At 72.3% G+C, this 21,959-nt stretch carries 20 protein-coding genes and 2 pseudogenes; 12 read left to right on the forward strand and 10 right to left on the reverse strand.

What is annotated here, in order from left to right; genetic code table 11:
- Positions 1–8: 8 nt before the first annotated feature.
- The 3 genes from ACGF3J_RS31125 to ACGF3J_RS31135 all read right to left on the reverse strand — a co-directional run bounded on the left by ACGF3J_RS31125 (position 9) and on the right by ACGF3J_RS31135 (position 3,176).
- Positions 9–923: a hypothetical protein gene (locus ACGF3J_RS31125; RefSeq protein WP_161327791.1), complete on the reverse strand. Its 915-nt coding sequence runs from the start codon at positions 921–923 to the stop codon at positions 9–11.
- Positions 924–927: 4 nt separating this feature from the next.
- The gene (locus tag ACGF3J_RS31130; RefSeq protein ID WP_393855257.1) at positions 928–2,034 is read right to left on the reverse strand and encodes an NlpC/P60 family protein; all 1,107 of its coding nucleotides are present in this window, start codon (positions 2,032–2,034) and stop codon (positions 928–930) included.
- A gap of 74 nt (positions 2,035–2,108) precedes the next feature.
- Positions 2,109–3,176: a phosphotransferase gene (locus ACGF3J_RS31135; RefSeq protein WP_393855258.1), complete on the reverse strand. Its 1,068-nt coding sequence runs from the start codon at positions 3,174–3,176 to the stop codon at positions 2,109–2,111.
- 128 nt (positions 3,177–3,304) lie between these two features.
- Between ACGF3J_RS31135 and ACGF3J_RS31140 the strand changes: the two genes are divergently transcribed.
- Positions 3,305–4,639 carry a diacylglycerol/lipid kinase family protein gene (locus tag ACGF3J_RS31140; RefSeq protein ID WP_393855259.1) on the forward strand — a complete coding sequence of 445 codons (1,335 nt, stop codon included), beginning with the start codon at positions 3,305–3,307 and terminating at the stop codon, positions 4,637–4,639.
- Between the two features lie 25 nt (positions 4,640–4,664).
- Here ACGF3J_RS31140 and ACGF3J_RS31145 read toward each other — a convergent pair whose 3' ends face one another.
- Positions 4,665–5,252 (reverse strand): TetR/AcrR family transcriptional regulator, encoded by a 588-nt coding sequence (locus tag ACGF3J_RS31145; RefSeq protein WP_393855260.1) that lies wholly within the window; start codon positions 5,250–5,252, stop codon positions 4,665–4,667.
- A gap of 123 nt (positions 5,253–5,375) precedes the next feature.
- On the opposite strand from ACGF3J_RS31145, the gene ACGF3J_RS31150 reads away from it, so the two are divergent.
- Entirely contained in the window at positions 5,376–5,939 is a 564-nt protein-coding gene (locus tag ACGF3J_RS31150; protein WP_393855261.1) for a hypothetical protein, read from the forward strand.
- Between the two features lie 3 nt (positions 5,940–5,942).
- On the opposite strand, the gene ACGF3J_RS31155 is transcribed toward ACGF3J_RS31150, so the two are convergent.
- On the reverse strand, positions 5,943–6,512 hold the full coding sequence (locus ACGF3J_RS31155) for a TetR/AcrR family transcriptional regulator (protein ID WP_393855262.1): 570 nt from the start codon (positions 6,510–6,512) through the stop codon (positions 5,943–5,945).
- Positions 6,513–6,582: 70 nt separating this feature from the next.
- Between ACGF3J_RS31155 and ACGF3J_RS31160 the strand changes: the two genes are divergently transcribed.
- A complete protein-coding gene (locus ACGF3J_RS31160; RefSeq protein WP_393855263.1) occupies positions 6,583–7,476 on the forward strand; it encodes an NADP-dependent oxidoreductase in 894 nt (297 codons plus the stop codon).
- Between the two features lie 10 nt (positions 7,477–7,486).
- On the opposite strand, the gene ACGF3J_RS31165 is transcribed toward ACGF3J_RS31160, so the two are convergent.
- From ACGF3J_RS31165 to ACGF3J_RS31180, 4 genes and pseudogenes are all read right to left on the reverse strand, one after another.
- Positions 7,487–8,362, reverse strand: coding sequence for a geranyl diphosphate 2-C-methyltransferase (locus ACGF3J_RS31165; RefSeq protein WP_161332256.1), 876 nt, complete (start codon positions 8,360–8,362; stop codon positions 7,487–7,489).
- Positions 8,363–8,427: 65 nt separating this feature from the next.
- On the reverse strand, positions 8,428–9,486 hold the full coding sequence (locus ACGF3J_RS31170; RefSeq protein WP_161332255.1) for a family 2 encapsulin nanocompartment cargo protein terpene cyclase: 1,059 nt from the start codon (positions 9,484–9,486) through the stop codon (positions 8,428–8,430).
- A 19-nt stretch (positions 9,487–9,505) separates the two neighbouring features.
- On the reverse strand, positions 9,506–10,948 hold the full coding sequence (locus ACGF3J_RS31175; protein WP_393855264.1) for a family 2B encapsulin nanocompartment shell protein: 1,443 nt from the start codon (positions 10,946–10,948) through the stop codon (positions 9,506–9,508).
- A 248-nt stretch (positions 10,949–11,196) separates the two neighbouring features.
- Positions 11,197–12,072 (reverse strand): annotated as a pseudogene (locus tag ACGF3J_RS31180) (SMI1/KNR4 family protein); the annotation flags it as partial.
- A 62-nt stretch (positions 12,073–12,134) separates the two neighbouring features.
- On the opposite strand from ACGF3J_RS31180, the gene ACGF3J_RS31185 reads away from it, so the two are divergent.
- Together ACGF3J_RS31185 and tnpB are read left to right on the forward strand one after the other, a co-directional pair.
- Entirely contained in the window at positions 12,135–12,710 is a 576-nt protein-coding gene (locus ACGF3J_RS31185) for an IS607 family transposase (protein ID WP_234955848.1), read from the forward strand.
- Positions 12,707–14,164 (forward strand): IS607 family element RNA-guided endonuclease TnpB, encoded by a 1,458-nt coding sequence (gene tnpB / locus ACGF3J_RS31190; protein ID WP_393855265.1) that lies wholly within the window; start codon positions 12,707–12,709, stop codon positions 14,162–14,164. Before ACGF3J_RS31185 ends, tnpB begins: the two co-directional genes overlap by 4 nt.
- Before the next feature lie 58 nt (positions 14,165–14,222).
- Here the strand turns inward: tnpB and ACGF3J_RS31195 are convergent.
- Positions 14,223–15,287 (reverse strand): annotated as a pseudogene (locus ACGF3J_RS31195) (SMI1/KNR4 family protein); the annotation flags it as partial.
- A 128-nt stretch (positions 15,288–15,415) separates the two neighbouring features.
- On the opposite strand from ACGF3J_RS31195, the gene ACGF3J_RS31200 reads away from it, so the two are divergent.
- From ACGF3J_RS31200 to ACGF3J_RS31230, 7 genes are all read left to right on the forward strand, one after another.
- A complete protein-coding gene (locus ACGF3J_RS31200; RefSeq protein WP_393855266.1) occupies positions 15,416–16,018 on the forward strand; it encodes a GPP34 family phosphoprotein in 603 nt (200 codons plus the stop codon).
- A gap of 145 nt (positions 16,019–16,163) precedes the next feature.
- Entirely contained in the window at positions 16,164–17,258 is a 1,095-nt protein-coding gene (locus ACGF3J_RS31205; RefSeq protein WP_393855267.1) for an NAD(+)/NADH kinase, read from the forward strand.
- A 58-nt stretch (positions 17,259–17,316) separates the two neighbouring features.
- Complete coding sequence (locus ACGF3J_RS31210) at positions 17,317–18,183, forward strand: endonuclease/exonuclease/phosphatase family protein (protein WP_393855268.1); 867 nt, start codon at positions 17,317–17,319, stop codon at positions 18,181–18,183.
- A gap of 96 nt (positions 18,184–18,279) precedes the next feature.
- Positions 18,280–19,074: an SAM-dependent methyltransferase gene (locus ACGF3J_RS31215; protein ID WP_161329421.1), complete on the forward strand. Its 795-nt coding sequence runs from the start codon at positions 18,280–18,282 to the stop codon at positions 19,072–19,074.
- Positions 19,075–19,161: 87 nt separating this feature from the next.
- Positions 19,162–19,941: a class I SAM-dependent methyltransferase gene (locus ACGF3J_RS31220; protein WP_393855269.1), complete on the forward strand. Its 780-nt coding sequence runs from the start codon at positions 19,162–19,164 to the stop codon at positions 19,939–19,941.
- A gap of 93 nt (positions 19,942–20,034) precedes the next feature.
- Positions 20,035–20,577: a 2'-5' RNA ligase family protein gene (locus tag ACGF3J_RS31225; protein WP_202558886.1), complete on the forward strand. Its 543-nt coding sequence runs from the start codon at positions 20,035–20,037 to the stop codon at positions 20,575–20,577.
- A 110-nt stretch (positions 20,578–20,687) separates the two neighbouring features.
- Positions 20,688–21,743, forward strand: a complete 1,056-nt coding sequence (locus ACGF3J_RS31230; RefSeq protein WP_393855270.1) for a PucR family transcriptional regulator — start codon at positions 20,688–20,690, stop codon at positions 21,741–21,743.
- Positions 21,744–21,959: the final 216 nt, after the last annotated feature.

Consider the following 21,959-nt stretch of genomic DNA (forward strand, 5'->3'; position numbering starts at 1 on the left):
GCCGCGGCTCAGCCGCCCGACCGGCCGGGGCGTCGGGTGAAGCGGCGCAGCCCCCGGCGGGTGGGCTTGAGAGGCCTGTCCTCGGGGGCGGCCGGTTCCGGTGCCGCGGGCAGGGCAGCCGCCGCCGGGGCGGGGGCCGGGTTCTCCACGTACCGGCTGCCCCGTTCGAGCCGGGTCCGGACGGCCTCGGCCATGGCGTGGTGGGACGGTTCGTGCAACAGGCCCTCCGCGGACAACCGCTCCCACATGCGCAGCAGTTCCTGGCCCCGGGTCGCGACCTGGCCCTCGTCCCACAGCCGCTGCCACGCCGCTGTGGCCCGGGCGACCTCGGGCGCGGCCCGGTTGAGGTCGGTGCGGCAGCGGATCCGCGCGACGGTCAGCGCGAGCACGGTCGAGATCATGTACTCGCCCCGCAGGTAGGCGATGTACGCCTCGATGGCCCGCGCCTCCAGGGAGAGTTCGTCCTCCGCGCCCCTGCGCAGCGTGAGGTGCTCCCGCAGCGCGCTGGCGAGGACGAACGCGGCGTGCAGCTCCTCGCGCTGTGCGTGCTGGATGATGCGCTCGACGCGGGCGAGCGGAGGAAACGCCTCCTCCTCGGCGGCGGTGCGCTCGCGCCCGGGCGGCAGGTCCTCCTCCTCGGCGATGGTCCGGCTGGAGCCGTCGGGGAGCACCCGAAGGCGCGCCACCTGCTGTGCGGGGCGGTCGATGACGGTCGCCGCCACCGGGGCCCCCAGGGTGCGGGCGAACATGGCGATGGCGTCGAGGATCGCCTCGTTGGCCGGGCGCATGCCGCCCATCTCCAGCAGATGGCCGTTGACCACCGTCGACCCGTCCTCGGCCACGTACGCGTCGAGTCGGATCAGCGGCGGTGCGCTGAGCACGGGCAGGTTCCCCTTGTCACGGGGTGTCAGCGAGTGGGGCATACGCTCAGACTCCGGGTCGGACCACACCGAGGATGGGCATGGAGGCGGCCGGCGCGGTCGTGATCGAGCGTCCGGGCCGTGGGGCGTGGACCATCTGTCCGCCTCCGATGTACATGCCCACGTGTGTGGCGTCGTTGTAGTAGATGATCAGGTCGCCCGGGCGCGCGGACGACAGGCCGACCCGGGTCAGTCCCTGCCACTGCGCCTGCGAGGTACGGGGGATGGGATGTCCGGCGGCCGCCCACGCGGCGGAGGTGAGTCCCGAGCAGTCGTAGGACGAGGGGCCCACGGCTCCCCACACGTACGGTTTGCCGATCTGGGCCATCGCGAAGCCGACGGCCTTGCCGGCCGCCCCGCTCACGGTGGTACTGCCACCCGAGTCGCCCCCGGTCGCGGAGCCGCCCCCGGTCGAGGAGCCGCCCCCGTCCGAACCGGAGCCCCGCCACCTGGACTTGGCCTCCTCCGTCCGCTGCCTCTCCAGCGCGGCCAGCCTGCGGGCCTCTTCCTCCTCGAGACCGGCTTCGATGCTCTCGGCCTCGGCGATCTTCTTCTCGATCTTCTCCTTCGCCCCGGCCTTGTCCGCGCGCGTCTTCTTCAGCTCGCGCAGTTCCTTCGCGGCGGCCTCCGTCTGTCCGTCCAGCTCGGCGCGGACGGTCTGCTGGGTCTCGGAGACGTTGACGAGACCCCGCATGGCCTGACGGGCCTGCGACGCCTCGTCCAGGGCCTGGTCGGGGTGGTCGCCGAGGAGTAACTGGATACCGGTGGAGGCCAGATGGCCCCCGCGGTACTGCGTCCGGGCGGCCGCGCCGGCGAGGTCGTGCAGGTCGTCCACCCGGTCCTCGGTGCGGGCGAGGTCCTTGCGCAGCGATGAGAGCCGCTTCTCCTGCTTCTTGGCCTTCTCGTCGGCCGCGTTGTACGCCTCGGTGGCCACCTCCGCCTCGCGGTAGAGGCCGTCGAGTTCCGCGCGGATTCCCTCGATGGAGGTGTCGTCCCGCGGGTCGGGATCGTCGGGGGCCGCGTAACTCGGCCCGGGTATCAGGGTCATCGCGCAGACGATTGCTGCTACGGTGGCCCGGCCCCGCAGCCCTCCGCCGCCGGTCGACACGTTCATCGGCTCCACTTTCAGAGGTCGTGTGCGGGCAGCTCGGACGGGCGGCCTCCGGCCAGCGCGGCCGCCACCACGGGTCACACGGAGATCCGTTCGACCTGTGAACACATTACCCTCACCTGAATGGCGCACCCGGGTATCCCCGCGCGTGTCAACGTCCTCGTAGGCAACTCGCCCACCGCGGTTGGCCGGTTCTTGTCCGTGCCGACGCCGAACCTCAGTCGTGCATCGTCTCGGTGAGCCGTCGCAGCGCTTCCTGTGCGGGGGGGACCCCAGCTGGGCTTGCCGCCGGGAAGGCCGCGTTCACCGGCGTGCCCGATGAGCAGGCCGCCGAGCGCGTTCGCCGCCGCGTTGCCGCGGGCACGGCGGAGGGTGGCACTGTCCGGGGACGGCCGGTAGGCGTCGTGGAAGGGGGCGGTGGCTCCGTCCGGCAGGAGGACCCAGGCGGCGGCGAGGTCGCTCGCCGGATTGCCCGCGCAGAGGTCGCCGAAGTCGATCACACCGCAGAACGTGCCGTCCGCCGTGAGGATGTTGGCCGGATGCAGATCGGCGTGGACCCACAGGGGCGGGCCGTCCCACGGGGGAGCGTCGAGTGCGTCCTCCCACACCGCGCGGACGGCGTCCGGGTCGGGCAGCAGGCCCAGGTCAGTGGCCTGGGCAAGCTGGCCGGCGAACCCTTCCGCGCGGTCGGCCAGAGGCCCCGCACGGCCGCGGCCGACCGGGGCGCCGGCGGGTGCGGGTCGGTGAAGTGCCGTCAGGAAGGCGGCCAGGGCACCGGCCGCGTCGGCCGCGCGCGTCGCGGGAGCACGGTCGGCCGGCGTCCCCGGTACCCAGGTGGTGACGATCCAGGGCCGCGGGAACCGCTCGGTGGGCTCGCCCAGGCGCTGCGGCACGGGGAGGGGCAGCGGCAGCCGCGGGGCGAGCGAGGGCAGCCAGGCGTGTTCCTTCAGCAGGAGCGCGTCCGCGCTCTCCGTCGCCCACGGGAGCCGCACGGCGAGATCCTCCCCGAGCCGCCACAACTGGTTGTCCCAGCCGCGCGCGCCCAGCCCCAACGGCCGGTCCGCCAGGTCCGGGTGCTGCTCCTCGAGGAGATCGCGGATCAGCTCGGCGGTGATCTCGGCCTCGGTGTGGGACATGTGGGACATGGGCAGCAACAGTAGCCGGAGGGCGCCCCCGGCAGCGCGGGACCGAATATCGCCTACGGCCCGGCCGGAGGCCGTAGGCTGCCCGGCGGCTCCTGGTCGACGGAGCCTCGGTGAATGGGGGCGCGCAGGTGAGCAAGGTCGAGCCGTCGGTCAGGGCCCGGTCGTTGGCCCGTTACGCGTTGCTCGCCGCCGCGGCGGCCGTCCTCGTCGTCCTGCTGTCGCTCCTCGACGCGGGCCTCATGATCATCCTGGGCGGACTCGCGGGACTGGCGGTGTGCGCGGTCGGCGCCTGGTGGTTCCTGGCCCATCGAGGTGCCGTGCGGGTGCTGGGCGCGGGGCTCGCCGTGGGCGCGCTGGTGGCCGTGCTGGCGCTGTTCCTGAACGGCGGGCTCTGGTTCACGGCCCCGGTCGGCGTGGTGCTCTGGGCCGGGGCCCTGGGCTGTGCCCGCGGTGCCCTGCGGGCGGACCGGCGGCCGGATCCGGCACCCGCCGCCCTACCGCCGGGCCGGCTGCCCCGGCATGCGGTCCTCATCATGAACCCGGCCTCGGGCGGGGGGAAGGTGGCCCGGTTCGGGCTCGTCGCCCGGGCCGAGGCGCTCGGCGCCCGGGTGATCCTGCTGCGGCCGGACATCCACACCGACGTCGAGGAACTCGCCCGCAAGGCCGTCGCCGAGGGCGCCGACCTGCTCGGCGTCGCGGGCGGGGACGGCACCCAGGCCCTGGTCGCCGCGGTGGCGGCCGAGCACGACCTGCCGTTCCTGGTCGTCTCCGCCGGTACCCGCAACCACCTCGCCATGGACCTGGGCCTGGACCGCACCGACCCGTCCCGGTGCCTGGACGCCCTCACCGACGGCGTGGAACTCAGGGTGGACCTGGGCGACGTGGCGGGCCGGGCGTTCGTCAACACCGTGTCGTTCGGGGTGTACGCGGCGATCGTGCAGCGCCCCGAGTACCGCGACGCCAAGGCGGGCACGGCCCTCGACGCGCTGCCGGACCTGCTGGCCGGCGGTGCCGGTGAGCGCCTCGACGCCCTCGCCGACGACCGGCCGGTCGACGGCCAGCAGGCGCTGCTGGTCAGCAACAACCCGTACTCCTCGGCCGACCCGCTCGACCTCGGACGCCGGCCCCGGCTGGACGGGGGTGAACTCGGCGTGCTCGGCATCCGCGTGGACGGTGCCGCGCAGGCGGCCGACATCGCCGTTCGGGGCTCGATGTCTCCGGCGCTGACCATGCTGACGTCACGGCGGGTGGAGGTCCACGCCGGAGCCGCGAGCATCCCGGTGGCCGTCGACGGCGAGGCGCTGACGCTGCCCACACCGGTGGTGTGCACCCTGCGGCCGCGTGCCCTGCGCGTCCTGGTTCCGCGCGACCGTCCGGGGGCGGTGGACCAGGTCCCCGAGCTGGACTGGCGGCGGATCGCCACCCTGGCCCTCGACCGCCCCGCCTCCGGCGCACGTCGCTGAGCGGTGCCGCCGGGCGTCCGGCGCCTCAAGCGCCGGTGCGCGCCCGCAGAATCCCCTCGACGCCCTGGAGGAAGGTCTCCGACACCAGCTCGGGGTCGAAGAGGCACCCCGCCGCCATGGCGCCGTCCCGGAGCATGACGAGGTGCCGCCCGTCCGCCTCGGCGGGCGCGTCGCCGGTCCGTGCCAGCAGCTCCCTGACGGTGTCCAGGAACCACGCCCGGTGGGCCAGGACGGCCTGGTGGATCGGGTGGTCGGGGTCCGGGTACTCGGCCACCGCGTTGAGGAAGGCGCAGCCGCGGAAGCCGGGGGAGCGGATGCCCTCCGTGATGGACCTGGCGACGGCCCGGACCTCGTCGGCCGGGGACCGGGCGCCCGCACGGGCTTCGGCGACCTGCCCCCGGATGCCCCGGTCGGCCAGGTCGAGGTACGCGAGGACGAGGTCCTCCTTGCCCGAGAAGTGCCGGTACAGCGTCGCCCGGGTCACCTTCGCCTCGGCGGTGATCCGGTCGATGCCGACGGAGTGGATCCCCTCCGCGTAGAAGATCCGGGTCGCGGTACCGAGCAGCCGCTCCCGCGCTTCCGACGTGCTGCCGCCTTCTGGGCTCCTACTCATGCGGCCCAAGGTACCAAATCCATGAGGTAGAACGTTCGGTCTTGACAAGGGCCGCGTCGACCCTCTTGTATCTCAAGGGAGAACGAACGTTCTCCCTCATGGTCGCAAGCGAAAGGTACCTCCGTGGACACCCTTGTCAGCACCACGTCCGCCGCCCCCGCCCCCGTGGCCCTGCGCAAGCTGTACTTCCTGCGCTTCGCGTTCGCCGCGGTGTGGGCCGCGCTGCTCTTCGCGGCCGGCGGCACGCTGGGACCGGTCGCCGTGACCCTCCTGCTGGTCTATCCCCTGTTCGACGTGGTGGCCGCGATCGTCGACATCCGGTCCGCCCGGGCCGACGGCCGTGGCGCGCCCGCGCTCCACGTGAACATCGCGATCAGCTCGCTGGCCGTCGTCGGGCTCGCCGTGGCGGCCACCTCGGGTGTTCCGGCCGTGCTGCGCGTCTGGGGTGTGTGGGCGATCACCTCGGGCATCGTCCAGCTCGTCGCGGGCGCCACCCGCCGGAAGCTGGGCGGTCAGTGGGCCATGATCATCAGCGGCGCCATCTCCACGCTCGCCGGCGCCTCGTTCTTCGCGCAGGCGGGCGGCGACGACGCCTCGCTGACGAGTCTCGCCGGGTACGCCTTCCTCGGCGGCGTGTTCTTCCTCGTCTCCGCGCTCCGGCTGAACCGCGCCCGCAACGAGGTGTGAAGGTCAGGCGACCGCCCAGGCCGCCTCGATCATCCGGAAGATCTCGTCCACGGCGGCCTCCGGATCGGCCGCCTCGCGGGCCAGTGCATAGGCGTCGATCACGAACCGCGCGATCGTCCGGCAGGCCGTCGTGGTCCGGGACAGCGAGGGGTCGGCGGCGATGGCCGCCGCCAGCGACTCCGCGTGACGCAGCCGCATCGACTCCTCGTACTTCCGCAGGGCCGGCGATCCGTCGATCATGCGCCAGACCGGTGCGGCCTCGTCCGCCGTGCAGTGGCGCACCAGGGCAAGGATCTCGTCCCGCAGCGCCGGCATCAGCGGCTCGTCCGGCGCCCGGCCGCCGACCGCGTGCGTGAGCCGTGCCTCGAAGTCCTCGTCCTGCTCGAAGACCAGGGCCTCCTTCGAGGCGAAGTGCGAGAAGAGCGTCGTGACCGCCACGTCGGCCTCGGCGGCCACGTCGCGGATGCCGACCTTGTCGTACCCGCGTTCCAGGAAGAGCCCCATGGCGGTGTCGGCGATCTTCTGGCGGGTCGCGGCCTTCTTGCGCTCGCGGCGCCCGGTCGGTTGCGGCATGCGCTCACGCTACCAGCTGCAAAGGTGTAACCGTTGTTAAAAACTAACCGTTAGTGCTACGGTCCCCGGCATGAAGAAAGTGAGCTTCGCCGAGTTCGGCGGCCCGGAAGTACTGCGCCTCATAGACGCCGAGGAGCCCCACGCGGGCCCCGGTCAGGTCCGCATCGCGGTACGGGCGGCGGGTGTGAACCCCGTCGACTGGAGGATCCGCGAAGGCCAGATCCTCAAGGCCCATCCGATCGAGTTGCCCTCCGGAGTGGGGATGGACGCCTCCGGGGTGGTGGACGAGGTCGGCGAGGGCGTCGAAGGGGTCGCGGTCGGCGACCACGTCTTCGGGGAAGGGGCGAGCACCTACGCCGAGTTCGCCGTACTGTCCGCCTGGGCCCGGATGCCCGAGGGGCTGACCTTCGAGGAGGCCGCCGGCTATCCCTCCGTGGTGGAGACCGCGCTGCGCCTCATCCGCGAGATCGGTCTGCGCGCCGGGCAGACGCTGCTGGTCAGCGGCGCCTCCGGCGGAGTCGGTTCGGCGGTGCTGCAGATCGCCCGCGAACGGGGCATCACGGTGATCGGCACGGCCGGTGCCGCGAACCAGGACTATCTGCGTGGCCTGGGCGCCCTGGCCACCACGTACGGCGAGGGCTGGGTCGAGCGGGTGCGGCGGCTCGGGCGGGTCGACGGGGCGCTCGACCTGGCCGGCTCGGGCGTCATCCGCGAACTGGTCGAGCTGACCGGCGACCCGCGGAAGGTGATCTCCATCGCCGACCTCGACGCCCCGCAACTCGGCGTCCGCTTCTCCGGCGTCGCCGGGAGCGTGCCGGACGCGCTGGCCGAGGCCGCCGACCTCATCTCACGCGGGAGGCTCCACATCCCCGTCGAGAAGTCCTACACGCTCGCCGAGGCCGCGGCGGCACACGCCGACAGCCGCGCGGGTCACACGCGCGGCCGTCGGGTCGTGATCGTCTGAGCGGAGCGGGTCAGATCCGGTCGGCCGCGATCAGCAGGTACTGGAAGCTGCCGTTGCGGTAGGCGTTGAGGAAGGTGTCCTCGATGCCCGTGACGAGGTGGTCGGCCTCGCGACGCAGCTCCCAGTAGGGGATCGTGGCCGCGGTCAGGTCCTGGACATGGACGGGGACCAGCCGGTTGCGGGCCATCGCACGGAAGTACGCCGAGCGCGGGTGGATGTCGCAGATGTAGTGGGCGTTGATGAGGGACACCTCACGGGAGGCCTGTCCGTAGGTGTCGTTGTAGCAGCCGGTGATCACCACGTACCGGCCGCCGCGGCGCAGCAGGCGGGCGTGTTCGGCGAAGAGCAGGTCCAGCTCGACGTACATCGTGGACTCGTTGTTCCAGGAGGCCGCGTAGGCGCCGGTGGTGAGGCCGGTGTCGAGCATGTTGCGGTGGTGGTAGCGCACCTTGCCGTCGATGCCGCGCTTGCGTGCCTGCTCGTTGGCGAATTCCGCCTGCTTGGCCGAGATGGTGACCCCGTCGGCGTGGCAGCCGTGCCGCAGATGGGCCGTCACGCTGCCGCCGCCGCGTCCGCATCCGGCGTCGAAGACCCGGTCGCCCGGGGAGAGGTCGCCGAGGTGGGAGGCGAGGAACTCTGCCTGGGCGTGCTCCAGCCGGTGCAGTTCGTGTGTGATCCGCTCCCGGCGCCGGTCCGCGTCCGGCTCGTTCAGCACCGACGTGTCGGCGTCCCCGATGCCGTAGTGGTGGTGGTACAGGTCGTCGACTCGGCCGAGTTCGAGGTTGACCGGGTTCTCTTCGGCGTTCCAGTAGTCCGCGACACGGTTCTGGTACGTGGACTGGGTGGGTACCGGCGCGGCCTTGGCGGGGGTCTGGGCGGTGGTCAACTATGGCTCCCTGGTGCTGTGGTGCGTGTTCCGTCGTGCCGTGTGCTCTCGGTGCCGGGCGTCGGTCACCAGTAGTCGGGCAGGCTGTAGCGGTCGCTGTTGCTCGCGTGCCACTCGTGGTTGCCCGACACCCAGTCGGCCAGGCCGCGGGCGTATCGCTCGACGAGGGGCGAGGTGGTGGACAGCAGGGCGGACTCCGTTTCGAACGCTTCCATGATCTGGTTGTGGATGTCGACGCTGCGGAGATAGGCGGCCTTCAGACCGCACCGGTCGTTGGCGGCGACCACCTGGGGCAGGTTGAGGTGCTCCGGGTCGCTCGCCAGTTCCTTGGTGAACGAGTACAGGTCGTTGACGATGGTGGTGGCGTTGCAGGCGAGGACGGTGATCCGCTGTACCTCGGGGCGGGCGTAGACGGCTTCGGGCAGTTCGTAACCGTCCACCGTGTCGACGATGGACAGACAGGGCCGGAAGTTGTTGAACTGCCGCATCACCAGGTACTCCCAGACGGGCGGCCGGTGACGCGTCTCGGACCAGGAGGCTTCCGCCAGGTACCCCAGGTGGAGCCGCGCGAGGTCGTGCACGAGCCTGGTCGTCTGGCTGGGCGTGGCGAGCGCCGCGTAGTCCTTGAGGGCCCAGTGGTACGACCGCAGCGGACCGTCGGCCTGGACGCCCTGGCGCCAGTCGCCCTCGGCTTCGGGCGTGGAGTGGAAGGGGTCGAGGGCGGACTGGGCGACGATCAGCCGGCCGCCGAGGCCGCGTCGCGCGCCGCCCCGGCCCTCGTCCTCCTCGCAGTAGCAGCTGTCGACGATGTTCTCCGCCAGCAGCAGCTTGCCGGCGACGGTGAGCCGTTCCATGTCGGCCGCCTCGGGGTGCTGCAGCGCCACGGCACGGCCGAACTGGAACTGTGAGAAGTCCCCGCTCCACTCCGGCGGGAACAGGTCGAGCGCGCGCGCCCAGGCCTCCAGTCTCTCGTCGATCTCGGCGGCCTTGTCCGGGTCGGCGGGTGCGACGGGACGGTGCTTCAGGCCGGGGATGGTCTTCTCGCGCCGGGCCCGCATGGACCGGGCGGGGTTCGGCGGGCCGGGCAGTGAGAACGCGGCCGTGCCGTTCGCGGAGGTGCTCATGGTCGTGTGCTCCAACTGGTCAGTCGGCAACCCGGCCGAGTTGGACGTTCTCCAGAAGGCCGGCCGCGTCGGGTACGAGGATGGCCAGCGAGTAGTAGGCGGTCACGAGATAGTTGGTGACGGCGTTCCGGTTGACGCCCATGTACCGGACGTTCAGCCCGGGTTCGTACTCCTCGGGGATGCCGGTCTGGTAGAGGCCGACGACGCCCTGGTCGGCCTCGCCGGTGCGCAGCGCGAGGATGCTGGTGGTGTGCGAACGGGAGACGGGGATCTTGCCGCACGGGAAGATCGGAACGCCCCGCCAGGCGGGGACGTGATGCCCGTTCACCGTCGCGGAGCCCGGGACGAGACCACGCCGGTTGCACTGCCGGAAGAACGCGGCGATCGCCTTCGGATGGGCGAGGAACAGTCCCGTCCCGCGGCGCATGGAGAGGAGTTCGTCCATGTCGTCGGGTGTGGGCGGTCCCGAGTACGTGCCGATCCGCTGTCCGTGGTCGACGTTGTGCAGCAGCCCGAAGTCCCGGTTGTTCACCAGCTCCCACTCCTGGCGCTCGCGGATCTCCTGGATGGTCAGCCGCAGCTGCTGCCGTGTCTGGTCCATGGGGTCGCCGAAGAGGTCGGCGACCCGGGTGTGCACGCGGAGCACCGTCTGGGTGAGGGACAGCTCGTACTCGCGCGGGGCGAGGTCGTAGTCGACGAAGCCCCCGGACAGCGTGGGCTCACCGCTGTGACCGGCCTGGACCGGCATGTCCGCCTCGCCCCCGCTGTTCGCCGGCAGCCGCTGCCGCTCCGCGTACGCCGCCAGGTGCGCGGCCAGAGAGGGCGCCCGGTCGGTGAACTCGCGCAGCGCGTCCCGCGGCAGCGCCAGCACCACGGCCGCCGTCTGGGCACGCACCGACGCCGGCCACAGCGGGTCGGGCCGGCCGATCGCCTCGTCCCCCACCGGTTCGCCGTCGCCGACGACCCCGACCACCGCCTCCCCGCCGTACTGCCCCACGGCGAGCCGGGTGAAGCGGCCGTGGACGACCAGGTAGATCTCGGTGACCGGACGGCGGGCCTCGCACAGCACTTCACCCGCCCGCACCTCGCGGACCGCGAAGCGGCCGGCCAGCTCCGTCAGGACCTCCTGGTCCGCGTAGCCCCGCAGCACGGGCAGCTCGGTGAGGGTCCGCGGAATCACCCGGACGTCGTCGGCGCCGTTCTGCTCGAACTGGACCCGCCCCCGCCCGACCCGTAACTGCAGGCGGCGGTTGACCCGGTAGGCCCCACCCCTGACGTCCACCCACGGCAGTTTCCTGATCAGCCACCGGGAGGAGATGCCCCGCATCTGGGGCTCGGACTTGGTGGTGGTCGCCAGTTGGCGCGCGGCACGGGTGCCGAGGCTGGTGGGCGGGTTCTCGGCGGACGCCGCGGCACGGTGCTCCGGGGTGACCAGACCTGTGGCGCTGTCCTGAGCGGACAATTTCCCTCCAGGAAGGGCGGGCGGTAGTGAGCGGAACGACCCGTGATGCACAAGTGGACCGTGCGCTTCAGCAAGACAACCAGCGCCGGCCGGCCTGCCGGTAGGCGCGAAGGGGGGCGGTCTTCACCCCACGAGGCACAAACATCGCTGATGAAGCGCAGAGCGCGCGAAGCACCCATCCGCACGCCCCGCCTCTGCTCCACTCACACGGACGGATCAGGGTTCGGTTGGTGAGAACGGTGATCTCCTCACCGTCCGGGGGCTTCCCGTTCTCCGCGTGGCTCGCGTCCCATGCAGACCTCGACGACCAGGTACGTCTCCCCGTCCCGGGGCGCTCGCGTCCACGAGCGCGTGGTGAACGTGTGCAGCCGTCCGCCGTCGATCGCCCGGCGCGGCAGACGCGCGCCGAACTCCTGCGCCACCGCTTCCAGCAGCAGCCGTTCCGCCTCGGGACGGGGTTCCGGGCCGTCCAGGAGCCCGCTCGGGTCCAGCGCACACGGAAGCTCTCCGTCGGACCGGACCTGCCCCTCCGCGTACGTGAGCGAGTACTGCTCGGCACCGTCCTGGGCCACCGACACGTGGAAGAACGATTCCCCGTGCCCACCCCGCAGGCCGCACCACACCACGACGGCGCGCGTGCCCGCACTGGCAGCCACGGCGGGGGAGACGAAGTACTGCGGCGAGAACGGCGCGGGGTCGTGGTCGAAGGCGAAACTCCAACCGTCCCCGGCCCGGCCGACCACCATGACCGCCCTGTCCTCGTAGGGCGGGAACTTCCCGCCCTCTCCTCGAGACCTGCCGCGCGCCTCCCACCCGGTCAGAGGTTCGCCCAGCACGGCGCCGCCCTCGTCCGAGAGACGTCCCGGCAGCTCCTCCGGCTCCACACCCTCCACCAGGACGAACCGGTAGGAGGCGCGCCCGCCTCCCGCACTCGACTCCGCCAGCCAGGCCAGGCCGGCCGGATCCAGATCGGCCGTCGGCCGCGGTGCGTCACCGGGCTGCCCGCCCCGCGGCGTGGACAGCAGCTCCCGGCCCCGCTCCGGCGTCAACAGCGGCCCGAGGAGCGGGTCGGCGATCCATCCCAGTGGCGCGAGATGATCCGGCCCCAGCGGCTCCCACAGGGGCTAACACCTGTTGCGTGATCCATCAGCGAATCTCAGCCTTTCTCAGCTGCTATCTTGATCGCGTGAAGCTTTCCGAGTGGGCGGCACGCAATGGCGTGCACTATCAGACCGCGTGGGCGTGGGCGAAAGAGGGCCGTATGCCGGTCCCGGTCCGCCAGACGCCATCCGGTACATGGTTGGTCGACGAGCCCACCCCGGAGGCGTCCGGACGGGTCGTGGCGTACTGCCGGGTCTCCTCGGCGGACCAGAAAGCGGACCTTGACCGGCAGGTGGCCCGCGTGGTCCAGGCGGCCACGGGGCTGGGCCTTCCGGTCGGGGAAGTGGTGACCGAGGTCGGTTCGGGGCTGAACGGGCGGCGCCGCAAACTGCACCGCTTGTTGTCCGACCCGCAGGCAGCGGTGATCGTGGTTGAGCACCGCGACCGGCTGGCCCGGTTCGGCGTCGAGCACCTCGAAGCGGTGCTGTCGGCGTCCGGGCGGCGCCTGGTCGTCCTCGACCCCACCGAGACCGTCGACGACCTCGTACGGGACATCACCGAGGTGCTCACCTCGATGTGCGCGCGCCTGTACGGGCGGCGGGCGGCGAAGAATCGGGCCGCCCGCGCGGTGGCCGTGGCGACCGGTGAGGCCGCCGAATGAAGAAGTTCCGACCCCAGCCCGGTTTCGTGGTGCAGGCATTCCGGTTCGCTCTGGACCCGAACGCCTCCCAGGAGCACGCGCTGCGCTCGCACTGCGGTGCCGCGCGTGCCGCCTACAACTGGGCTGTCGGCTGGGTCGAGGCGTCGTGGTGGCAGCGCCGCGCGGAGGAGTCGTACGGGATCACCGAGGCGGAGCTGACCGAGTGGCGGCCGTGGTCGCTGCCCGCCCTGCGCAAGGCGTTCAACCAGGCCAAGACGACCGACCCGAGGTTCGCCGCCTGGTGGGAGGAGAACTCCAAGGAGGCGTACTCCACCGGCCTCGCGAACGCGTCGGCCGCGTTCGACAACTACGCGAAGTCCAAACAGGGCAAGCGGCGTGGCAAGCGGGTGGGCACGCCCCGGTTCAAGTCGAAGCGGAAGGCGCGTCTGGCCTGCCGGTTCACCACGGGCACGATCCGCGTGGACACCGACGGCCGGCACGTCACCCTGCCCCGCCTCGGAACGATCCGCACCCACGAACCCACGGTGAAGCTCCTGGCCCACGTCGAGGCCGGGACGGCGCGGGTCCTGTCCGCGACCGTCCGCCACGAACGCGGGCGCTGGTTCGTCTCCTTCCAGGCCGAGGTCAAGCGCGACCTCGAACGCGTGGCGCGCCCGGACACGGCGGTCGGTATCGACCTCGGCGTGAAGACCCTCGCCGTCATGGCTGACTCGACCGGTGAGATCCGGACCGTGCCCAATCCCGGACACTACGACGCCGCGCGCAAGCAGCTGCGCCGCGCGTCCCGGACCGTGTCCCGCCGTCAAGGCCCCGACCGCAGGACCGGGCGCAAGCCGTCGAAGCGGTGGGAGAAGGCCAACGCCCAGCGGAACAAGATGCATCACCGGGTGGCGAACCTCCGCGAGGACGCCCTGCACAAACTCACCACCAGCGTGGCCGCCGAGTACGGCACGGTCGTGGTCGAGGACCTCAACGTCGCCGGCATGCTGAAGAACCGGCGCCTCGCACGCAGGATCGCCGACGCCGGGTTCGGCGAGATCCGCCGCCTGCTCGACTACAAGACGCGCCAGCGCCACGCCACCCGCCTCGTGGCCGCGAACCGCTGGTACCCCTCCTCGAAGACCTGTTCCGGGTGCGGCGCGGTGAAAGCCAAGCTGCCGCTGCACGTCCGGACCTACGAATGCGACGCCTGCGGCCTGGTCATCGACCGGGACGACAACGCCGCACTCAACCTCGCCGCGCTCGCGGCGGCCTGCACCACTGGTACCGGAGTGGCCGGAGACCAGGACACCGCCCCGGCGGCGTCGAAGCCTCGTGGAGCCGACCGTAAGACCCGCGCCACCCGCACCCGTCGCAAGACGAGTGCGGGGCGGGCAGGTGGCGCAACCCTGCCGCACCAGCGGCAGCAGGAAACGAGAGACCGTACTCAAGCCGAAGCCCTCACGCTTTGGTGATGTGACGGACCTTCCGGGCTGAAATGCCCGGAATGCTGAGAGTCGCTGAGGCTCTGAGTAACGGCAGCGCGCTCCTCAGCGTCCGCCACGCCCCGTCGGTGTCGCCCCACCGCGCCAGTTCCCGGGCCCGCTCGACCTGCTCGCCGAAGGGTCCCGCGGGCGCGTACCGGTACGTGCGGTCCCTCACTCGCTCCAGAGTCGCGTGCGCCCACGCCACCAACTCTTCGTCGGCGCCCCGCAGATGGAACCCCAGCGTGGAGTCGTCCCGGTACGAGTGCTCCGCGAACTCGGCGACCAACGGCGGCAGCAGGTCGGGCGCGTACCGCGAGTCCGTCACCAGGTCCTCGAAGTACACCATCGAGGTGTCTCCCAGCAGGCGCCGTATCTGGTCGCCCAGCCCGCCCGCCCGCGGCCTGCCGTATCCCTTGGCCTCCTCCAGTGCCCGCCCGGCCCCCTCCCAGTCGCCGCGCAGTGCCGCCGTTCGGGCCCCCTCCACCTGGGCGTCCAGCCCGCGTGTCGTGTCGTTGACGAACGCCGGGGCCCCGTCCCTCGGGAGAGCGCGCAGGCTGTGGAACTCGCGGTGCATGTCCCGCATGAACTCCAGGAAGCTGGCGTGCCGCACCGGTGGCGCCGCCCGCCAGCCCGCCCAGGTGTACACCGCCCACTCGCCGTCGTCGTCCACGTCCTCGGGATCCATGAGGACGTACATGGCGTCGGACTCCACGTCGAGTTGAAGCCCGCGCCGCCACAGGCCGGCCTCGCGCCACTCCTCGTACTCCGAGTTCTCGTCCAGGTACTCCTCGAACATGACCGCGAGTCCGGACTCGTCGTCGTGCCAGCGCGCCTCCGCGGTCCCCGCCAGTCGCCACACGAATCCGCCGGCGTGCCGCCACCCGTCGCTGGCCTTCAGGAACTCCCGGTACGACGGGGGCATCCGCCGGCCGAGGCGCTTCTCCGCGGCCGTGACGCGATCCTCGGACGCGGGCGGGGACCCCAGCCAGCGCGCCCGCCGGGCCTCCTGGTCGTCCTCTCCACGCCCCTGATCGTCCGCCAGGCCGTCCGCCCACTCCGCACTCCACATGAGGAGGAAACGCCGCCAGTCGAAGGCCTTCGTGTCTGTCATGATCCCGATGCTGCCACCAGCCACTGACATGCCCGGGCGGGCGCCGGAACCCGGCCCGTGCCCGTGGGTAGGCTGAACTGATCACTGCCGCGTATCCCGGCACTCGTGACAGATGTGGAGCCCACGCCATGACCACAGCGCACGACCTGACGATCGTCTCCCTGGAGGCGCGCACCGAGTATCCCGTCGAGCGCGGCGATCTCTCGCTGGCCCTCGCCGGAGCCGAACTGGCCGACCTGCTGGAGACCGGCGCGGTGTCCCTGGATGGGTCCGTTCTCCGTCCGGTGGAGCGGCCGGGGTCCGGCGACCCCCTGCTGGACGCGGCGGCGTCCGAGGTCGGGAAGGAACCGGACGAGTCGGTGGAGGAGTGGCTGTGGCGACGGGGGCGGGGACTGGCGGCCGAGTACCTCGCCGCCGAAGGGGTGGACGACAACCGCCGCAAGCGCCCGCGCTGGATGGGGCGGCGCGACACCGACCGGCCGGCGCCCGCCGATCCGGAGACACATCGGCGGGCCACCGACCGCTGGGCCTCCGGCGAGCCCCTGCTGGTGGGCCTCGCGGCGGCGGTCGGAATCCACCACGAGTCGGCCGACCGGGTCGACGATCCCGAGGACGACCGGATCGCCGCCGTGCTCGCCGCGGTGAACGACGCCGTGGTGGAACTGGCCGCCATCAGGCAACGCCGCAGCATCGAGGACGCCGCCTTCGACAACATCTGGCGCGGACTGTGACGGCCCGCCGGAACGCCTGAAGCCACCCGGAGCACGCGGCCTTCCGACCTGTCGGCATGTCGCGGCCCGGCCCGCCCCGACGGTCGGCGAGGATTCCCGCAGAGCACGTCTTGGCGAACCCGGACGAACGCGCAGGGAGGCAGCGGTGACGGTCGAGCGGGTCGGACTCGTGGTGCACGGCGGCCGCGAGGGCGCGGTGGCGGCGGCGCGGGACGTCCGGCAGTGGTGCCACGAGAACGCGGTCGGATGTGCCGACATCGACGTCTGGAGCGGCGAAGGCCGGCACAGCTCCCGGGAGGAGGTCGAGGCGGCCGGCGACCCGGACCTCGTCGTCACCCTGGGCGGCGACGGCACCTTCCTGCGCGGTGCCCGGCTGGCGGCCGAGAACGACGCGCTGATCCTGGGCGTGGACCTGGGCCGGGTCGGGTTCCTGACCGAGGTCCCCGCACCGGCGGTACGCTCCGCCCTCGACGCCGTCCGGGACGGTCGTGTGGACCCGGAGAACCGCATGCTGCTCACCCTCAGGGCCTCCCGTCTGCTGGAGATCCCGTCGGAGATGGAGGCCCTGCTGCGGTACGGGCGGGGCCCGTTGCTGCCGCCGCCGCGCGTGCGCACGGACTGCGAGCGCGGTGACGAGTGGGGCATCGCGCTGCACGTCACCGCCCTCAACGACGTCGTACTGGAGAAGCTGTCCCGGGACCGGCAGATCTCCGTCGGCGTCTACGTCTCCGGCCGCCTCCTGGCCTCGTACTCCGCCGACGCCCTGCTGGTCGCCACCCCGACGGGCTCCACCGCCTACAGCTTCGCGGCGGGCGGCCCGGTGGTCTCCCCCCGGGCCGAGGCGCTGGTCTTCACCGCGGTGGCCCCGCACATGACCTTCGACCGCTCGGTGGTCACCGCCCCCGACGAACCCGTGGGGCTGCGCATCCTCGAACGGTCCGGACAGGCCGCCGTGAGCATCGACGGACAACTGCGCGGCGTCCTCGACCCGGGGGACTGGCTCGGCGTCTACGCCGCGCCCCGCCGGCTGCGGGCCGTGCGGCTCGGGCCCATGGACTTCTACGGACGGCTGCGCGAACGCATGCGGCTGACCGACGCCCCCGCGGCCGTCGCCGACGGCACCCCCGCGCCCCTGTGGCCGGTGAGCACGCCCCCGCCGGGGGACCTCGCCCACCTGGCGATGCCCCGGCCGGTGACCGGCGGGACCACGGCCGAGGATGTCTCGCCGGGCGGCGCGTGACATAACCTCTCCCAAGGAGACGTCAGTTGCGGCGTGGGTCCACGGGTAGGAGGCGCTGGTGCTCAGGAAGGGCGGCTCGCGATGGCTCGTATGCGCCGTGGCCGGGGCGTGTCTGCTGCTCCTGGGCCCGAGTGCGCCGGACGGTGGGGCTCCCTTCACCAGGGCACTGCCCGTCGACGCCGTCACGGACGTCGTGCCGAACCGGGTCATGACGTGGAACCTCTGCAACCCCTGCGACGCGAGCAACGTCGACCGCGCGGCGGAGATAGCGACGTACGCCCCCCAGGTCGTCGGCATGCAGGAAGCGTGCGCACGTGACGTCGAGAAGATCCGGGACTACCTGGAGGTCTTCTACGGCCTGCGCTACCACGTCGCGTACGGCTCGGTCCTGCAGAACTGGAGCCGCTGCGGGGGAGCGCCGTGGAACCCGGGCGGCTTCGGCCAGGCGCTCCTGTCGGCGGCGCCGATGACGGACCGAGTCGAGGTGGAGTATCCCGAGGGCGGATCCGAGGAGCGCGGGTACATGGCGGTCACCACCACCGTCGGCGGCCGGTCCGTCCGGGTCTTCAACACCCACCTCGCCCAGCGCCGTCAGGAGGAGTTCCGCGACGGCCAGACCCGGGTGCTGGCGAAGGCGGTCGCCCGGCACGACCGCGCCATCGTCCTCGGCGACTTCAACGCCGTACCGGACGCGCCCGAACTCAGCCGGATGTGGGCTCTGGCCACGGACACGGACCCCGCGTGCCGTCCGGCACCGGACGCGGGCTGCGCCCCCACCACCGAATGGCAGAGCAAGTTCGACTATGTCTTCCTGCGCGGCCTCGCTCCGCTGCGGCACCGGGTGCAGCGGAGCGAGTACTCGGACCACTACCTGCTCCACACCGACGTGGACCCGACGCGGCGGGTGGACGAGCCGGGGGCCTGAGACCCGACGCGACGGGGGCGACGGGGAGGGTCGCACCGTCCGGGTGCTGGAGCAAAGTGGTGGCCGCCGGGCTCTGTTGGGGAGAGGATGGGGGCCATGACGGGAGAGATTTCCTCCATCGACAGCACCAGGCCCAGTATCGCCCGCGTCTACGACTACCTGCTCGGCGGCAAGGACAACTACGCCGTGGACCGGGAGATCGGCGACGTGTTCAAGCGTGACCTTCCCGGTTCGGTGGCGATCGCTTTCGCCAACCGGGCCGCCTTGGTCCGGGCGGTGGGGGAGATCGTCGCGACCACGGACGTGCGGCAGTTCATCGACCTGGGCAGCGGCCTGCCCACCGCGGACAACGTCCATCAGGTCGCGCAGCGACAGGATCCGCGGGCCCGGGTGGTGTACGTGGACACCGACCCCCAGGTGCTGGTCCACGGGCGGGCGTTGCTGGAGGAGAACGACCTGACCCGGGTGGTCCCGGTCGACGTGCGCGACCCCGAAGCGGTGCGGAGTCATCCGGACATCGTGGAACTGATCGACTTCGACCGGCCCGTCGCCGTCATGTTCAGCGCCATCCTCCACCACGTCAACGACGAGGAGGACCCCGCCGGCATCGTGCGCTACTGGCAGGACCAAGTGCCCACGGGGAGCCACTTCTTCGTCAGCCACTTCCGATCCGGGAACGGCCCGGAGACCGCGGAGGCGGAGAAGGTCCTCCAGGGGACGTTCGGCCGCGGCAGGTGGCGGACCGACGACGAGATCGAGTCCCTGCTGGACGGCTTGGAGATCCTCGAACCCGGGATAGTCCCGGCGTCCCTGTGGCGCTCCGGGGCGGCCGAGCGGGAACTCACCGTGTGGGAGCGCCTCATCGCCGCCGGGATGGCCCGCAAACGGTGAAGGCGGTCCGTGAGCGGTGACGGCGGCCCGCAAAAGGTGAAGGGGACCGTCTGGCGGGCCGGGCGGCGGTCCGAGTAGCGTCACGGTGTGGATGACGACGAACGACCCGTTCACGCCTCGTCGTTCGGCGCGGCGGCGGTCGAGTACGCCGAACACCGTCCGGACTACGCGCGGGCCGCGGTGGGCTGGGCACTGGCACCCGCCCCCGGCCCCCGCGTGCTCGACCTCGGCGCCGGGACCGGCAAGCTGACCGCCACGCTCGTCGCCCTCGGTGCCGAGGTCGTCGCGGTCGAGCCCGATCCGGCGATGCTCGGCGAGCTGCGCCGCTCGCTGCCCGACGTGCGTGTCCTGCGGGGGAGCGCCGAGGCGATCCCGCTGCCGGACGCCTCCGTCGACGCCGTGCTGGCCGGCAACGCCATGCACTGGTTCGACATGGCCGTCGCGGGACCCGAGATCGCGAGGGTCCTCGCGCCCGACGGCATCCTGGCCGGACTCTGGAACCTCCTCGACGACCGGGCCGACTGGGTTGCCGAACTCGCCCGGGTCGGCGGCGGCGCGGCCGTCGGCCCGCGCGACACGCCCGCCGCCTGGCGGGCCGAGACGGCCGGCTTGCACCTGCCGGAGACGCCGGCCGCCGCCCGGTTCGGCTCCCCGGAGCAGGCCGAGTTCCCGCACGGGCAGCGCCGCACCGCCGACTCCCTCGTCGCGACCCTCGCCACACGCGCGGGGATGCTGGTCATGCCGGAATCGGAACGAACGGCCACGCTGGACCGGATCCGCGCGTTTCTGGCCGGCGCGGCGGAGACCGCAAGCGGCGAGTTCACCCTGCCCATGCTGACGGGCGTGCTGCGCGTCCGGCGACTGTGAAACCGTTGCCGGAGTGACTACGTTGCCGGAGTGGTTCCGTTGCCGAACGAGCGAGTCGCCGGAGCGAGTCCGTCGCGGAGGAAGGTACGGGGAATGGCCCAGGTGGGGACGACGGCGGTGCTGGCCGTGCTGCCGGACGCCGAACCGCTGCTCGAGTCCGCGGCCCGCGTGGACCCGAGGGCGGTGCGCCCGGGGGTACCCGCGCATGCCGCGCTGCTCTACCCGTGGCTGGCAGCCGACGAGGTGGGGGAACCGGAGCTGCGCCGACTGCGGGCCGTGCTGCCGGCCGGCCGGATCCCGATCAGGCTGGCCGCCGTCGAACGGTCCGGTGGTTTCGTCGGGATCCCGGTCCCCGAGTTGCGTGGCGTGGCCACCGCGGTCCGCGCGGCCTTTCCGGCACCGGCTCCCTACGGCGGCCGGTTCGGTCCCGATCCGCCGGTGCACGTCACCGTGGCCCTGGACGCGGAAACCGAGGCCGCCGCCGGCATCGCCGCCCGCACGGCGGCCCGCCTCCCGATCGTCACCGGGATCGACGCCTTGCACGTGGTCGCCCTGACACCCACGGGCTGGCAGGCCCTGGCCGAGCTGCCGCTCACCCACCAGGGCCCGATCGATTCGTACGTTAAACTTACTTAGCGAGCCTCACTGCTTCAACGGGCACGTTCCCGCTCGCCGAGATCTCACGGCCTTCCTGCGGACCTGTGCCGGGAATCCGCCGCGACTCCCGCTACCGCCAGGAGAGGCATGTGACCGTGCAAGACCCGCCCGCGGCGTTCCTCGACGGCTTCGTACAGGTCCTGTCCGACGCAGCCGCCACCGGCCGCCGTCTCACCCGCGAGGAACGCGCCACCCGCCGCGAACTGGGCGCACGTGCCGCGGCCTCCGGCCTCGGCTGGCGGGTCCTCGTCCGGGAACACCTCGCCGCCAGCCGCGGCGCGTGGCCCGCCGCGGCGTCGCCCGACCATGTGCTGTCCGTCGTCGAACAGGCACTGGACGCCTTCGCCGAAGGCTACGAGAGCGCCCAGCGGCTGGTCATCCGCCAGGAGGAGGCGGCCCGGCGGGAGTTCATCGACGACCTGCTCCACGGGCGTGGCGACTCCGGTCATCTCGCCGCGCGGGCCGAACGGTTCGGACTGCGCCTGTCCCGCGATCACGCCGTCGCCGTGGCGGAGGGGCCGGCCCCCTACGACGAGACCGACTCCGTCCCCCGCCAGGTGCAGGACGCCCTGTTCAGCCACTTCGAGAGCCGGCGTCTCCTGCTCACCACCAAGGACGGCCGGATGGTCTGCATCGCCCCCGGCGACCAGGGGGACGTGCTGACCCGCTTCGCCAAACAGGCCCACGCCGCGACCGAGGGCGGCCAGGTGGCCCTCGGCCGCGCCCGCTCCGGCGCGGTGGGCATCGGGCACAGCTACCAGGAGGCGCTCAACGCCTTGGACGTCGCCCACCGGATGGGCTTCGACGACCCGCTCCTGCGCGCCGCCGACCTGCTGGTCTTCCCGGTCCTCGCCCGCGACCGGCCCGCCCTGGTCGACCTCGTGCGCGAGACGCTCAGCCCGCTGGAGCAGGCCCGCGGCGGCGCGCGGCCACTCCTCGACACGCTCACCGAGTACTTCGACGCCGGCTGCGTCGCCGCCGAGACCGCCCGCAGACTCTCACTGAGCGTCCGGGCGCTGACCTACCGCCTGGAACGCGTCCACACGCTGACGGGCGTCGACCCCACGGAGCCCGAACAGCGCTACATGCTGCAGACCGCGGTCATCGGCGCCCGCCTGCTCGACTGGCCGGCCAGGGCGCTGTGACCACGGTCGCGGGCAGCCGCTCCGGTACTCAGAGATCGGCACAGATGCCGCGGGCTTCGCTCAGTTTGGCCTTCACCCCGGCATCGACCTCGAAGACCTGACGGTGCCGGCAGGTGGGGAGGGGGCCGTGTGGGGGCCGAGGAGCCTGGACATCGTCCCAATATCAGAGACCTCGTCACCGAGTGGGCCATACCCGTGACTTCAGCCTGATTTCCC

Origin of the sequence: Streptomyces sp. NPDC048171, from assembly GCF_043202655.1 — a bacterium.
In the GTDB taxonomy this organism is placed as follows: domain Bacteria; phylum Actinomycetota; class Actinomycetes; order Streptomycetales; family Streptomycetaceae; genus Streptomyces.